Here is a 14,744-nt window from a genome sequence, read left to right as displayed (position 1 = left end):
CGCGCGGCTGCGCTCTTCCTGCGCTGGCGCGAAGGCGAGAGTCGCGCGATGGACGAACTCGTCCGACTCATGACGCCGACACTCTGGCATGTCGTGAGGTCGTACGGCCTCGACCACTCGCTCGCGCAGGACGTCGTGCAGACGACGTGGCTGACGCTCGTGCGCCGTCATGAGACGATCCTCGACCCCCAGGCGGTGTCGGGATGGCTCACGATGTGCGCACGGCGAGAGGCGTGGCGGGTCGGCAAGCAGCATCGCCGAGCCGACCCGACCGAGGCCGAAGCGCTCGAGCCCCATCTTCCGGTCCACGAATCCGCCGAGCAGACCGCTGCCACCGACGACGAGTCCCGTCGTCTATGGGTCGCGGTCGAGACTCTCAACGACCGATGCCAGCGCCTGCTGCGGATCGTCGCGTTCGAGGACCGCCCCGATTATGCACGCATCGCCGCCGACCTTGCGATGCCCATCGGATCGATCGGACCGACCCGCCAGCGCTGTCTCGCCAAACTCCGCGCCGTTCTAGAGGGCGACGGATGGGGAGGAGATCCCGATGGAGACTGAGGACTTCGCGGCCGATGCCGCGCTCTTCGCACGAATGCGCCGAATGTGGGAGGACATCGATCCGGTGCCGGCCGACCTCGTCGACCGGATGGTCGCCGCCGTCGCGGTCGAGGATCTCTCCCGCGAGTACGCGCTGCTGACGCTCGTCGACGGGACGCTGGCCGCCGTGCGCGGCGAGACCGACACCGCGACGCTGCAGTTCAGCGACGGCACCACCAGCGTGCTTCTGCACGTGACCGCCACCGAGGACGGCGGCCGCCGCGTCGACGGATGGGTGGATGGCTCCGCCCTGGCGATCCGTCTGGTGCAGGGTGAGCGTGACTGGACCGCCGATGCCGGCGAGCACGGACGGTTCGCCTTCGACGAGGTGACACCCGGAATGGCGCAGCTCCGCCTCGTCGTGCGCGATGCCTCGGGCGATCTCCGCGACTTCCAGACCCCGCAGTTCGAAGTGTAAGGATCCGGATGCCGAGGCCTGGGGGCCCGGCATCCGCTGTGTGTGAGGAGAAGACATGAGCAACGTCGTGACCGGTGGCGGTGGGGGCGATGACTGGCGCTCCCGTTTCGACGCATTCCGTCCCAGGGGGGTCGTGCTCGATCCGGCGGTGGAGCCGGTCGACACCTTCACCCCGTACCCCACCGCATACGCTCCGGGCCATCTGCTACTGACTGACACGGAGCGCGCCGCGGAAGCGGTGACGAACCTCGCGGTCGCGGCAGGTGACTTCGGGTGGAAGGTCGAGGTCGATACGGCTCCGTCCGATCAGGATGCCGCAACGGCGAGTCGATCCCTGGGCGTGGCGCGGGCGCAGCCCGACGCGCCGCTCGTGCGTCGGGTGCGGATAAGCCCTGACCCGGTCCCCGGACGCGACGACCAGCCGGTGCCGCCAATCGACGCATGGCGTCTCCTCCAACGCACGCGCGCGCTCGTCCTCGGCATGGAGCAGCCTGTCGAACCTGATGCGACCGTACGGGCGCCGCGCCGGCGAGGTGCCACCGGGGCCGACCTCGTCAAGGAGGCGGAGACCCTGCGCGGTATCGGTCTGGACCACGTCATGGCGCTTGGCCCCTTCACGCAGACGAACCCGTTCACGCAGACGAACCCGTTCACGCAGACGAACCCGTTCACACAGACCAACCCGTTCACGCAGACCAACCCGTACGGACCCGGCACATACGGCCTGCCGGGCAGCGGCGGCCGTCAGGTCGTCGACTTTGTCGGCGCTGCTCCGAATCGACTCGAAGATGACGAGATCGTCGGAAGGCGACCGGTGGTCGCCTTTCTCGACACCGGCTGCTGGCGCGACCACGATTGGTTCGTGGGCGGCGTCATCGCGGCGCAGCCAATCCTCGGTGTTATTGGCGCCGATGCCGACCCGGAGCTCGTCGGCGACGTCGCGGGCCCACTCGACGGATTTCTCGACGGGGCGGCGGGGCACGGGACGTTTGTGGCAGGTATCGTCCTGCAGGCCTGTCCCGACGTTGTGCTGCTGCCGATCCGAGTGGCCGACAGCATGGGCACAGTGCTCGAGGGCGATTTCATCGATGCGGTGCAGGCGCTTCTCGATGCACTCAAGGGTGGGCTGACGGTGGATGTCCTGAACATCTCGCTCGGCTACTACCACGAGACTCCGGACGACGGCCAGTTCGATCTGACTCTGAACGAGTTGCTCGTGCAGATCCGGGAACTCGGCTGCGCTGTCGTGTGCTCGGCGGGCAACGACTCGACGTCGAGACCCGCGTTCCCCGCAGCCCTGTGGACCTGGAAAGATGCCGAGTTCTCGGTGAAGCAGCCCGCCGAGGCCAAGGGCGCGCCGCATGTGTCTGTCGGTGCACTGAACCCGAACGGATCCGTAGCGCTTTTCAGCAATGTCGGGCGATGGGTAGATACGTTCGCCCGTGGCGTGTCCGTGCTCAGCGCGTCGCCGAAATTTCGCGGCGGGATGCAGCCGGGGTCGCGCCTCGACCGCGATGGTGTGCGGCGGGAGTCGCTGGATCCGGACGACTTCGCCACCGGCTTCGCGGTGTGGAGCGGCACTTCGTTCGCTGCGCCGCTCGTAGCGGGGAAGCTTGCCGCGGCAGTCGGGAAGGCGCTCATGGACGGCACCGCCGCGGACGACGCCGTGAGTCGGGCGAAGGCGTTGAACGACGCCTACACGGAGATTAAGGGAGACCTCAAGAAGACGATTCTGCCTGGATGATCCGCATCCCGTGGCGTGCGCGGCCGCGGGTTACGCCAAGATGATCCCGTGACCACCTCGGCGCAGGCGCTGCATCGACGCGGCGTCGATGCAGCCAACCGTCGCCGGTATCCGCAAGCTCTGCGACTTCTCCAGGACGCTGCACTCCGTTCGGACGCCCCCGACCTCGGCGCGCGCATCGCCGGGACCACGGCGTTCGTCATGTCGCAGATGGGCGACGCAACGGGTGCAGAGGCACTCTGCCGGGAGACGCTGGGACGCGGGGGCATCTCTCGGGAGACGCTCGCGATCCTCTACGGCCAGCTCGGTGCGCTCGCCGAGCATGGCGGACGCCTCGACGAAGCCCGAGAGATGCTCGGACGCGCGATCCGCTCGGTGGAAGCCGATTCACTCGTCGCCGCGCGCATGTTTGTCAATCGGAGCGTCGTGAACATGCACCTGCGCCGACTGGCGTCGGCCGCTGCGGACGCCGAGGCGGCAGCGCGGGTGTACGCACTGCGCAACATGGACTTCGACGAAGCGCAGGCCAAGCACAATCTCGGCTACATCGCCCTCCTGAGGGGCGACCTGGTCACCGCACTCCGCGAGATGCTCGACGCGCGCGCGACCCTTGCGAGCGCGTCAGAGGTCGCTGCGGCGATCTGCGATGTGGATCGCGCCCAGGTGCTGCGCGACGCCGGGCTCGTGACCGAAGCAGAAGCCCTTCTTGCGCACGCGGCGACCACGTTCGGGCGTCGACACATGCCTCACGCCAGTGGGGAGGCCAGATTCCAGCTGGCGCGCTCGCTGCTGGCGCACTCGGCCTCGGAGTCCGCGAAGATGGCCGGGCGATCGAGCAGGACCTTCGCTCGGCTCGGGAATGAGACGTGGGAAGTCCGCGCCGAAGCCCTCCGGTTGCGGGCGCTCCTGGACCACGGTCGAAGTTCAGGGCAGGTCGTGGAGCCTGGACGACGACGCTGGGCAGGCGCCGCGGAAATCGAGGACGTGGCAGAGCGCCTCACCACGAGAGGGTTCCGGATGGAGGCGGCCGCGCTACGACTGACCTTTGAGCTCGCGCAGGTACGAGACGGATCGACGCTGGCACCTCGTACGCGGGTGCCGCGGTCCGCGCCGCTCGAGCTCCGGCTGCTCGACGAAGAGGTTCGGGCTGCACGAGCGACCGCCGCCGGGCGTCACGCGACGGCTCGCCGGCAACTTGCGACCGGACTCGACACGCTCGCGTCTTGGCAGGAATCGGGAAGCATCGACCTGCAATCCGCGATCCAGATGCACGGGGGGTCGCTCGTCTACTCAGGGATCGAATCCGCCGTGCGATCCGGCCGTGCCGACGTGATCTTCGCGTGGTCGGAGCGCGCCAGGCACCTGAGTCAGCAGGTTGTGCCGCTTCGCCCGCCGCCGGATCCCAGCGTTGCCCAGGATGTCGCAGAGCTGCGCGCGCTGCGCACCGAGGCGGCATCGGAGGACTGGCTGTCAGAGCCGCGGACCGCCGCTCTGCGCGAGCGAGTGCGCCAGCGGCAGTGGTCATCGACCGGCGCGGCCGCCGTCGAGCAGCGCATCGATCTCGAGGAATTCCAGGCCACGCTGCCGCACGATGCCACGCTCATCGCGTTCGTGTTCACTGGCGCGGTGCTCTCCTCAGTGGTCATCAGGCCAAACGGTGCGACGGTGGTGCCGCTCCCGCCCGTGGGCGAAGTGCGCCGCGCACTCGCCGGGCTCCGTTCGGATCTGGACATGTCCGCGACGATTCGGAACAGCCCGATCGCGGATGTGGTCCGTCGCTCGCTCGATGAGCGGCTCGCGGTGCTGGCCGAACTTCTGATCGCCGAACCGCTTCGAGTCGCCGGCGCGGAACGCGTCATCCTCACGGTGCCGGGGATTCTGCGGGAGGTTCCGTGGGGAATGCTTCCCGGCCTCCGGGAGCGACCATTCACGCTGGCTGTGTCGGCGACACGGTGGGCCAGGTTCGCGCGGACTCCGCGACCAACGCCCACTCGCGCAGGATTCGTGGCTGGGCCCCGCGTCGCGCGCGGCGTCGAGGAGCTCGCGCGCGCATCAGCGCCGTGGTGTGCTCCTGTCGTCGAGCACGGTGCCGGCGCGTCTGCGCGGCGGCTGACGGAGATCGCCTCCAGAGTGAACGTCCTCCACGTCGCTGCGCACGGTCGGCATGCCGCCGACAACCCGATGTTCTCCGGCCTCGAGCTGGCCGACGGCACGTTGTTCGGATACGACATCGACCTCATTCGCGACATGCCGGACGCGGTCGTCCTCTCGGCCTGCGAAGTCGGGCGATCGTCGATCCGATGGGGCGAGGAGGCAATTGGGATGACACGCGTGTGGCTCCATGCGGGCGTACGCAGCGTCGTCGCCGCGCCGGTCGCCGTTGCCGATGACGACGCGTGCGAGTTGCTGAGTGTCATGCACGAGGGCCTTGCCGCCGGTGTCTCGCCCTCCGAGGCGCTGGCTGCGGCATCCGAGCGCACCGGCATCGTCGCGCCGTTCCAGGTGCACGGGGCAGGGTTCTGAAAACTTCTCCCCGGCGCATGTATCAGCGCACCCACCCCACGCTCCCTCACGATGGAACGGCTCCTGCAGTCCGAGGCCGGGGGGCTTTCGGATACTGGGGGCAGGAGATCGAAACGGGGACGCGTCGGTGACGCGTAGATCTCCGGGAGCCGGATCCACGGGGGATGTCGCAGAGACCCAGGTCGGCGACATCCCCCGCATCACGCCCCCCGCATCACGTCCGAGGGATCACCCGATGTGGATGACGACTGCGCGGCCGTGGCCGATAACCTCGGCAACGGAGGGTCCCCACATGAGAACAGCGAGATCGACCGGCGCAACACGGGCGGGAGCGGTCCTGTTGCTTGCGCTCGCCGCAGCCGGGCTTGCCGGCTGCGCGGACGGCGTCAGCAGCGTCGAGCGGGCACAGGCCCAGGTGAGTGTGAAAGAGAAAGCCGCGGCGGACGCCCAGGCTGAATCGATTGCGGCGTCGGAGGCCTTCTGCCAGGCGAGCGAGACCTACATCGGGGCACTCGATCAGTACGGCGACGTGCTGAACGCCACGGCACCCACGGTCGGCGATGTCAGGGATGCCGGCGCCGACCTCACCGAGCCGCGCGAGGATGCCTTCACCGATGCTGAGGCCGCGGTCGCCGCCCAGGAGGATGTCGCCGCGGCGGAGCAGGAGCTCGCGGAAGCCCGCGTGGCGCTCGCCGAGGCGGAGGCAGAGGCCGGCGCGTCGGCCGCGCCCAGCGAACCTGACACCGCATCGGCGACCACCGCGCCTGCGGTGCCGACGGCGACGGTCGACCGCGTCACGCAGGCCGAGGCGGAGTTCACGGCGGCGCAGGGCGCCATCACCGACCAGACGCCGCTGGCCGCGGCATCCGAGCAGTTCAACAGCGCCGCCGTCGCACTCGAGATGGCGTGGCTGCGCTTGTTCGTCGATGCCGGGTGCGTGCCCGACGAGCAGGCGCAGCAAGCCGCAGCGGCAGTCAGCGCGTATTCGACCGCGCTCCAGCAGGATCTCGCTGATGCGGGGTACTACGCAGGCGCTATCGACGGCGTCTACGGACCGGAGACGGTCGGGGCGGTCGAAGACCTCCAGACCGCGAACGGGCTGCCGGTCACGGGCGCGGTCGACAAAGCCACCGCCGCAGCCCTGCAGGCCGAATTGGCGGCGCTGGGCGGGGCTGCCGCTCAGGAGTCGGTGGCGACGACGGCCGCGATCCAGCAGACACTGAAGCTCGCAGGGTTCTGGGACGGTCCGGTCGATGGCGTGTGGACACCGGCGTTGACCGAGGCCGTGATCGCGTTCCAGACCGAGCTGGACGTTCCGCCCACGGGCACGGTGGACGCCGCGACCGTCACCGCGTTCCACGAGGCGCTCTCCGAGCTCTCGCAGACGGAACCGACTCCGAGCCCGTCGCCCGATCCCACCGAGGAGCCGTAGCGGCCGCGGAACGCAGTGCGGTCAGGCGCGCGACGAGTTCGCAGTGCGTCCGCGCACGACGCCGACGAACGCGTCGACCGAAGGCGTCGTCTGCCCGACGAGGAGCTCGCCTCCGATCTCGCGCAGTTGCGGATGATGCGCGCAGACGACCCGTCCGGAGCATGGCAGGCATCGGCCGAGGCCGAGCGTCTGCGCGATCGGGCGCGCGAGCGCCAATGGAGCGGCACCGGATCGCGCGGAGTGCAGGCGCGCATCGATATCGATACGGTGCGCGCCGAGCTCGATGCGAGGACAGCCCTCATCGCGTATGTGTTCACCGGTGATGCGCTCGCCGCGGTCGTCGTCCGCCATGACCGGGCGCAGCTGGTGGCACTCGGCGATTGGGCCGCCGTGGCGCACTCCCTTCCCGGCCTGCGCGCGGACCTCGACATGGCGGCTACCATGCGGACGGGGCCTGTGGCCGGGGTCGTTGCGCGTTCGCTGAGTGACCGTCTCGCGTCCCTGTCGCGCTCGGTGCTGGACGGGCCCGCCGGCGTCGCGGACGCGGACAGGCTCGTCATCACTGCCCCCGGCATCCTGAACGGCATTCCGTGGGCGATGCTCCCCGGCATGGCCGGAAGGGCGTTCACCGTCGCCGTATCGGCGACCCGGTGGGAGCGGATGCGCCGGCGGGGTCCCTTTGCGCACGACATGGCCGCATTCGCCGCAGGCCCACGCGTCACCCGTGCCGAGGAGGAGATCGAGACCGCTGTCGCTGCTTGGACGAGATCCACAGCGGTCACCGCCGATGCTGCGACAGTTGAGCGGGTCACGGTGATGGCGTCGCGCGCCGACGTGCTCCACGTCGCGGCGCACGGGCGCCACGCGATCGACAACCCGTTGTTCTCTGGTCTCGAACTCTCCGACGGGACGCTGTTCGGCTACGACATCGATCTCATCCCGACGCTCCCGGACACAGTCGTTCTCTCCGCCTGCAAGGTGGGTCGTTCCTCGGTGCGCTGGGGCGAGGAAGCCGTGGGCATGACACGAATCTGGCTTCATGCGGGCGCGCGATGCGTGGTCGCAACGCCGGTGGTCGTGGCCGACGACGATGCCTGCGAGCTGCTGGGTGCGATGCACGCAGGACTCGCTGCGGGTGTCTCGCCATCCGAGGCGCTGGCCGCGGCATCCGAGCGCACCGGAATCGTCGCGCCGTTCCAGGTGCACGGCGCAGGCTTCTGAGACACCGGAGATCAGGCCTTCCGCTGTGGGCGAGGCGGGCGCTAGCGTGTAGCCCGGCGCCGCCCCGGCGCCTTTCCCCCGAAGATTGGACCACGCTCAATGAAGAAGCAGATCACTCTCGGCCTGGCGTCGGCCGCTGTCATCGCGCTGCTCAGCGCTCCTGCGGTCGCTACGGCGGCACCGGGAGGGTCGGTGACGAACCCGTTCGGACAGTCGAACGGGTCGGTCGTGAACCCGTACGGCTCCACGAACGACGTCATCAACCCGCACTCCAAGACGAACGGATCGATCACGAACCCGTTCACGGGCAACGGGTCCGCCATCAACCCGCACGGCATGACCAACTGACCTCGGTGCATCGGAAGGGCGTCCCGGATAGGGCGCCCTTCTTCAGCGGCTCACTGGCCACACGTGTATCACCGCCCCTTCGCCACGCTCCCTCATTGTGGAACGGCTCCTGCAGTCCGAGCTGGGGGGCTTCGGATACTGGGGGCAGGAGATCGAAATGGGGACGCGTCCTTGACGCGCAGATCTCCGGAGCCGGATCCACGGGGGATGTCGCAGGGGCCCAGGTCGGCGACATCCCCTGCATCCGTTCCCGGTGAACGGACGCGATCAGCCGCGCGAAGAGTTCGCGGTGCGTCCGCGCACGATGCCGACGAAGGCCTCGACCGACGGCGTGGTCCGCTCGGCCACCCAGGCGAGGGCAACGGTCGACACCGGAGCGTCGCGGAGCACGCGGTACTCGGCGTCCTTGCGGTGATGCAGACGCGCGAGAGACATCGGCACGATGACGACGCCGACCCCGGCGGCGACGATGGCGACGGCCTCGCCGGTGTCGGCGGGAGGGGCGAAGGATGCCGCGACCCCGCCGGGCACCGTCAGCCCGAGAACGTCGTCCTGCGGCACGATCACGACCTCGCCGGCAAGGTCGGACAGCGCGAGATCGTCGGCCGCGGTCAGGTGCGACTCGGTCGAGGTCACGACGACGGGCACCTCGTCGTAGAGCGGGATGACGTGCAGTTCCTCGGCATCGATCGGCAGGCGCACGAGTGCGGCTTCGACGTCGCCGTCGACGAGCGCGCGGCGCTGTTCGGCGAACGACAGGGGGATGAGCTCCAGCGCGGTGAGCGGCATCCGCTCCTTCCACACGTCGATCCACTTCCCGGGCGTGGCTCCTGGGATCGCACCGAGTGTGAACGCCTGGGGAACCTCGACGGACTCGGCGACCGGTGACGGACCGGGGGAGGGGCGCGGCGTGGGCCGCTGCGCGCGGGCGGGCTTGGCGCCTGACTTCTTGGCACCGCCGGAGCGCGTGGCCGAGGCATCCCGTCGCGGCTTGCCCGTGCGTCCTCGCGAACTGCCGCCCTTGCTCATACCGTTCAGCGTAGCCGGGGCGCTATCGTTCGCTCATGGTGGCGATCCTCGCAACGGTCTTCGCGGCGCTGGCGGCGCTGCTGCACGTGTACATCTTCGTGATGGAGAGCGTGCAGTGGACGCAGCCGAAGATCTACAAGCGCTTCGGCGTCGCCGACCAGGCGGCCGCCGAGGTGACGAAGCCGATGGCCTACAACCAGGGCTTCTACAACCTGTTCCTGGCGATCGGCGTCGTGATCGGGCTGGTGCTGATCTTCGCCGGCGCGGATGCTGCGCCGGTGCGCGCGGCGGGCCTCGCGCTGGTGCTCTTCAGCCTCGGCTCGATGGTCGCCGCTTCGCTGGTGCTGCTCACCACGGGCCTCAAATACCTGCGGGCGGCGCTCATCCAGGGCACGCTGCCGCTCATCGGGTTCGTGCTCTTCCTCTTCGCCTGAGCGCTCAGGGGCACGCGCCCCACTGTCCGGCTCCGGATGCCTCGGCGTGAGTCTGCGCATCGTCGAGCAGATCGTAGAACGCGACGTTGGGCCACACGCGGATCGCCTCGGCACTGCCGGCCGCGACGAGCTCGTGGTTCACGAACCGGCCGTCGTCGGTCCAGAGATTGAAGAGCCGACGCTGGTAGTCGTCCCACGTGTCGGCGTCGGGCGCCGCCCACACGGTGGCGCCCTCGGGCAGCAGCTCGATCAGATGCGCGCGGGCCTCTTCGGCCCAGCACTCCGGCGTGGGAGCGCCCTCGGGCGTGTCGATGCCGATCAGACGGATGCGGATCGGATCCGCCGTCGTGACGATGTCGTTCGGCTCCTGCATCCTCGCCTCGATCGTGTCGCCGTCGAACACGTAGGTCACGGTGAGCGCGAAGGCATCGTCGGGACGTGCCGGGATGCCCCTTCCCGGCGCCGCGGGATCGGTCGCCGCCGGTGCGGCGGCGTCGCCGCCCGCCCAGGGCAGCCGGCCGTCGAGCACGAGCCACGCCAGGACTCCGGCGAGGGCCAGTGCGGCGAGCACGACCACCGCTCTCCTGAATCGCCTCGACCGCGCCACCGCGCCAGGGTAGCGGCATCCGTCGACAGCGCGCCCGGCCCCGGGGGTTCTCGCCGAGTCCGGGGTTCGCGTCGAGCCTCGGGGTTTGCGTCGAGCCCCGGGGTTTGCGCCGAGTCCGGGGTTCGCGCCGAGTCCCGGGGTTTGCGCCGAGTCCGGGGTTTGCGCCGAGTCCCGGGGTTTGCGCCGAGCCCGGGGTTTGCGCCGAGCCAAGGGATTCTCGCCGAGCCCGGGGGCGTCGTCCTCCGTCTCGCGAGGAATCCCCGGTTTCGCGCGCACGCGGTGCGCGTCGGGGATTTGCGTCGAGCCAGGAGATTCGCGTCGAGCCAAGGGATTCTCGCCGAGCCAAGGGGCGTCGTCCTCGGTTTCGCGAGGAATCCCCGGTTTCGCGCGCACGGCGCGCGCAAGCGGCGCGCGCAGACCCGGCGCGCACACACGCCGGGCGATTCGCGTCGAGCCAAGGGATTCTCGCCGAGCCAAGGGGCGTCGTCCTCGGTTTCGCGAGGAATCCCCGGTTTCGCGCGCACGGCGTGCGCAAGCGCGGCGCACAAGCAGCGTCCTGCGCGGCGCGCCGCGGCGCGCGGGTCAGGCGGCCAGGTGCAGTCCGCGGCGGTCGGTCGCGATGCGCTCGCCGTCGCCGATCGTGACGTCGTCTCCGATCAGCGAGCCGACGGCCACGCGGGCCTCGGAGCCGACCTGGGTGCGCACGCCGATCTTCGCGCCGGCGCCGATGGCCGCGCGCGGGCCGATGTGCGCGTGGGGCGAGATCTCGGCGTCCGGGCCGATGACGGCATCCGATTCCACCCATACGCCGCGGCCGACGTGCGCGCCCGCGGCGATCTGAACCCCGGGTTCGACATACGCCCCCGCTTCGACGATGGCGCTGGGGTGCACCTTCGCCCCGTGCGCGATCAGTCCGCGGCCGTTGACGTGCTTGCGGTAGCGCAGCGTCTCGCCCCGGTCGTTCTCGATGTCGACGTAGTTCTTGCCCACGATCCCCTCCGGCAGCATCTGTTCGGTGCTGAGTACAGGAATAACCGCGGTTTCCGCCGATTCATTCCCGTGCATCGGAACGATTCGAAGACGGCCTCGCAGCGTGCTCGACTTCCCGCCCTGCGAGCCTCACATCACCCTCCCGAGCGCCCGCGCGAGCGTCCACCCGCGCGAGCGTCACCCACTCAACGTGCGCTTCATGTGCTCTCGCCGAAACCGCACGTTGTGCGCGCGAACGTCGTGAGCGCTCGGTGAGAGCACATGAAGTAGACAGGGAAAGGATGCTCAGTGCGAGGCGTGCTCGTCGGCCACGGTCAGCGCGTGGTCGATCACATCGAGCCCGCGCACCAGCTCGTCCTCGGTGATCACGAGCGGAGGCGCGACATGCACCCGGTTGAAGTGGGTGAACGGCCACACCCCTTCGCGCTTGCACGCTGCGGCGACCGCTGCAACGGGTGCGGCATCCGCTCCCGATGCGTTGAAGGGGACGAGCGGCTCGCGGGTCTCTCGGTCCGAGACCAGCTCGATCGCCCAGAAGAGGCCGAGCCCGCGCACATCGCCGACCGACGGATGCCGCGACGCGATCTCACGCAGACGCGGCTCGACTACCCGCGAGCCGAGGTCGCGCACGCGCTCCAGGATGCCGTCGCGCTCGAACACCTCGAACGTCGCGACGCCGGCCGCGCAGGCGAGCGGGTGACCCGAGTACGTCAGGCCGCCGGGGAACGCCACCGTGTCGAAGTGCGACGCGATGCGGTCGGAGATGACCACGCCGCCCAGCGGCACGTAGCCGGAGTTCACGCCCTTGGCGAACGTGATGAGGTCGGGCTGCACGTCGAACGCCTGGAAGGCGAACCACTCGCCCACCCGGCCGAAGCCGACCATGACCTCGTCGGCGATGTAGACGATGCCGAAGCGGTCGCAGAGCTCTCGCACACCGGCGAGATAGCCCGGCGGCGGCACCAGCACGCCGTTCGTGCCGACGATCGTCTCGATCACGATCGCCGCGATCGTGGCGGCGCCCTCGAGGATGATCGTCTGCTCGAGGTGCTCGAGCGCGCGCTGCGCCTCTTCCTCGGGACTCGACGAGTGGAACGCCGAGCGGTACGCGTAAGGCCCGAAGAATTTCGCGGTCGAGCCATCGGCCGGCTCGTTCGGCCAGCGCCGCGGGTCGCCGGTGAGCGCAATGGCGGTGGACGTGTTGCCGTGGTAGCTGCGATACATCGACAGCACCTTGCGGCGTCCGGTCACGAGGCGCGCCATGCGCACGGCATTCTCGTTCGCGTCGGCGCCGCCGTTGGTGAAGAACACCTTCTCGAATCCGTCGCCGGCGACCTCGGTGATGCGACGGGCCAGCTGGCCGCGCACGTCGTTGGCCATCGCGGGCTGGATCGTGGAGAGACGGCCGGCCTGCCGCTGGATCGCCTCGACGAGATCCGGATGCTGGTGGCCCAGGTTGAGGTTCACCAGCTGTGAGCTGAAGTCGAGGTACGAGTTTCCGGCGTAGTCCCAGAAGGTCGAGCCTTCGCCGCCCGCGACCGGGAGCGGATCGATGAGCGCCTGCGCGCTCCACGAGTGGAACACGTGACCGCGGTCGTCCGCGCGCACGCGCGCATCGGCCTCGAGATCGGCACGGGCGGAGGTGAGGATGTCGGTCATGGGATTCTCCTGACTCGGTCTGCGCGGGTCGGCGATCGGGCGGGATCAGTGGTTCTGGGGAAAGCCGAGGTTGATCCCGCGCTGCGCGGAGAGACCTCGCGTGGCGGGGTCGAGCCAGCGGCTGGTGACGGCCTTCTCGCGGGTGAAGAAGTCGAAGCCGTGAACGCCGTAGGCCTTCGCGTCGCCGAACAGCGACTGCTTCCACCCGCCGAAGGAGTGGTACGCGACCGGCACCGGGATGGGTACGTTGATGCCGATCATGCCGACCTGGACTTCGTTCTGAAAGCGGCGGGCTGCGCCGCCGTCGTTGGTGAAGATCGCGGTGCCGTTGCCGAACTGACCCGAGTTGATGAGCTCCAGGCCCTCGTCGTACGAGGCGACGCGCACGACCGAGAGCACGGGGCCGAAGATCTCCTCCTGGTACGCGCGGGACGTGGTGGGGATCTCGTCGATCAGCGTGGGGCCGAAGAAGAAGCCGTCCTCGAGACCGGCGACGGTGAATCCGCGGCCGTCGACGACGATCTTCGCTCCATCGGCTTCGGCGATGTCGACATAGGACGAGACCTTGTCGCGGTGCACGCCGGTGATCAGCGGCCCCATGTCGGGCTCGACGCCGTCTGCACCCGCACCGTTGCCGATCCGGAGCCGGCCGATGCGCTCGGTGATCTTCTCGATCAGCTCGTCCGCGACGGGCTCGACCGCCAGCACGACCGAGATCGCCATGCAGCGTTCCCCGGCGGCGCCGTAGCCGGCGTTGACGGCCTGGTCGGCGACGAGGTCGAGATCGGCATCCGGAAGCACCAGCATGTGGTTCTTCGCACCGCCCAGGGCCTGCACCCGCTTGCCGTGGTGGGAGGCCGTCTCGTAGATGTACTGAGCGATCGGCGTCGATCCCACGAACGAGATCGAGGCCACGTCGGGGCTGGTCAGCAGCCCGTCGACGGCGAGCTTGTCGCCCTGCAGGACCGTGAACACGCCATCCGGCAGCCCTGCCTCTTTCCACAGCTGCGCCATCCACAGCGCCGCCGACGGGTCCTTCTCGCTCGGTTTGAGGACCACCGCGTTGCCGGCGGCGATCGCGATCGGGAAGAACCACATGGGAACCATCGCGGGGAAGTTGAACGGGCTGATGATGCCGACGACGCCGAGCGGCTGCTTCAGCGTGTACACATCCACACCGGTCGACGCGTTCTCGGTGAACGCGCCCTTGATCAGGTGCGGGAAGCCGGTCGCGAGCTCCACGACCTCCTGGCCGCGGAGGATCTCGCCCATCGCGTCGGAGACCACCTTGCCGTGCTCAGCCGTGATGATCTCCGCCAGCTCGCCCTTGCGGGAGTTGAGCAGCTCGCGGAACGCGAAAAGCACGCCCTGGCGCCGCGCGATCGAGTACCCGCTCCAGACCTCGTAGCCGCGCGCGGCGGACGAGATCGCCGCGGCGATCTCCGCCTCATCGGCCAGCGCGACGTACGCCGAGACCGCGCCCGTCGCGGGGTTGTAGACCGGCGAGGTGCGGCCGCTCGACGACGGGTGCTCCGCGCCGTCGATCCAGTGCGAGATCACGCGCGCATCGGCATCCGTTCCGGGTGAATCGACGGCGGCTTCGGCAATGGTCATGCGAGATCCTCTCGTGGCCGGACAGATCGTGTGGCGATCCCGTAGGCTGATGCGACCCAGTTTGTCAGAGCAGAAGAGGCGGCCACGGTGCCCGACCGTCGCGAAGATCGGACGATCCAAACGGA

The 14,744-nt window shown here is 69.4% G+C and carries 13 protein-coding genes; 8 read left to right on the top strand and 5 right to left on the bottom strand.

The genetic code is table 11. From position 1 onward, the window contains the following. Window positions 1-48 precede the first annotated feature (48 nt). From KEC57_RS16025 to KEC57_RS15995, 7 genes are all read left to right on the top strand, one after another. A complete protein-coding gene (locus KEC57_RS16025) occupies window positions 49-561 on the top strand; it encodes an RNA polymerase sigma factor (protein ID WP_229385694.1) in 513 nt (170 codons plus the stop codon). Then, entirely contained in the window at window positions 551-1,018 is a 468-nt protein-coding gene (locus KEC57_RS16020; RefSeq protein ID WP_229385693.1) for a hypothetical protein, read from the top strand. The genes KEC57_RS16025 and KEC57_RS16020 overlap by 11 nt, the downstream gene beginning before the upstream one ends. Before the next feature lie 340 nt (window positions 1,019-1,358). Then, the gene (locus KEC57_RS16015) at window positions 1,359-2,762 is read left to right on the top strand and encodes a S8 family peptidase (protein WP_229385692.1); all 1,404 of its coding nucleotides are present in this window, start codon (window positions 1,359-1,361) and stop codon (window positions 2,760-2,762) included. A gap of 48 nt (window positions 2,763-2,810) precedes the next feature. Then, window positions 2,811-5,285 (top strand): CHAT domain-containing protein, encoded by a 2,475-nt coding sequence (locus KEC57_RS16010; RefSeq protein ID WP_229385691.1) that lies wholly within the window; start codon window positions 2,811-2,813, stop codon window positions 5,283-5,285. Window positions 5,286-5,577: 292 nt separating this feature from the next. Beyond that, window positions 5,578-6,717 carry a peptidoglycan-binding domain-containing protein gene (locus tag KEC57_RS16005; protein WP_229385690.1) on the top strand — a complete coding sequence of 380 codons (1,140 nt, stop codon included), beginning with the start codon at window positions 5,578-5,580 and terminating at the stop codon, window positions 6,715-6,717. A gap of 132 nt (window positions 6,718-6,849) precedes the next feature. After that, window positions 6,850-7,938 carry a CHAT domain-containing protein gene (locus KEC57_RS16000; protein ID WP_229385689.1) on the top strand — a complete coding sequence of 363 codons (1,089 nt, stop codon included), beginning with the start codon at window positions 6,850-6,852 and terminating at the stop codon, window positions 7,936-7,938. Window positions 7,939-8,037: 99 nt separating this feature from the next. After that, window positions 8,038-8,286 carry a hypothetical protein gene (locus KEC57_RS15995; protein ID WP_229385688.1) on the top strand — a complete coding sequence of 83 codons (249 nt, stop codon included), beginning with the start codon at window positions 8,038-8,040 and terminating at the stop codon, window positions 8,284-8,286. Between the two features lie 267 nt (window positions 8,287-8,553). On the opposite strand, the gene KEC57_RS15990 is transcribed toward KEC57_RS15995, so the two are convergent. Further along, window positions 8,554-9,315, bottom strand: a complete 762-nt coding sequence (locus KEC57_RS15990; protein ID WP_229385687.1) for a LysR substrate-binding domain-containing protein — start codon at window positions 9,313-9,315, stop codon at window positions 8,554-8,556. Window positions 9,316-9,350: 35 nt separating this feature from the next. On the opposite strand from KEC57_RS15990, the gene KEC57_RS15985 reads away from it, so the two are divergent. Then, a complete protein-coding gene (locus KEC57_RS15985) occupies window positions 9,351-9,749 on the top strand; it encodes a DUF1304 domain-containing protein (RefSeq protein WP_229385686.1) in 399 nt (132 codons plus the stop codon). Between the two features lie 4 nt (window positions 9,750-9,753). Here the strand turns inward: KEC57_RS15985 and KEC57_RS19140 are convergent, their stop codons facing one another. The 4 genes from KEC57_RS19140 to KEC57_RS15965 all read right to left on the bottom strand — a co-directional run bounded on the left by KEC57_RS19140 (window position 9,754) and on the right by KEC57_RS15965 (window position 14,619). Continuing rightward, the gene (locus tag KEC57_RS19140) at window positions 9,754-10,356 is read right to left on the bottom strand and encodes a thermonuclease family protein (RefSeq protein WP_229385685.1); all 603 of its coding nucleotides are present in this window, start codon (window positions 10,354-10,356) and stop codon (window positions 9,754-9,756) included. Window positions 10,357-10,938: 582 nt separating this feature from the next. Continuing rightward, window positions 10,939-11,346: an LbetaH domain-containing protein gene (locus KEC57_RS15975; protein WP_229385684.1), complete on the bottom strand. Its 408-nt coding sequence runs from the start codon at window positions 11,344-11,346 to the stop codon at window positions 10,939-10,941. Window positions 11,347-11,631: 285 nt separating this feature from the next. Beyond that, on the bottom strand, window positions 11,632-13,005 hold the full coding sequence (locus tag KEC57_RS15970; protein WP_229385683.1) for an aspartate aminotransferase family protein: 1,374 nt from the start codon (window positions 13,003-13,005) through the stop codon (window positions 11,632-11,634). A gap of 45 nt (window positions 13,006-13,050) precedes the next feature. Next, window positions 13,051-14,619: a CoA-acylating methylmalonate-semialdehyde dehydrogenase gene (locus KEC57_RS15965; RefSeq protein ID WP_229385682.1), complete on the bottom strand. Its 1,569-nt coding sequence runs from the start codon at window positions 14,617-14,619 to the stop codon at window positions 13,051-13,053. Window positions 14,620-14,744: the final 125 nt, after the last annotated feature.

The organism is Microbacterium allomyrinae (assembly GCF_020682705.1).
Taxonomy (GTDB): Bacteria; Actinomycetota; Actinomycetes; order Actinomycetales; family Microbacteriaceae; genus Microbacterium; species Microbacterium allomyrinae.
This window is presented reverse-complemented; position numbering and strand designations above follow the sequence as displayed.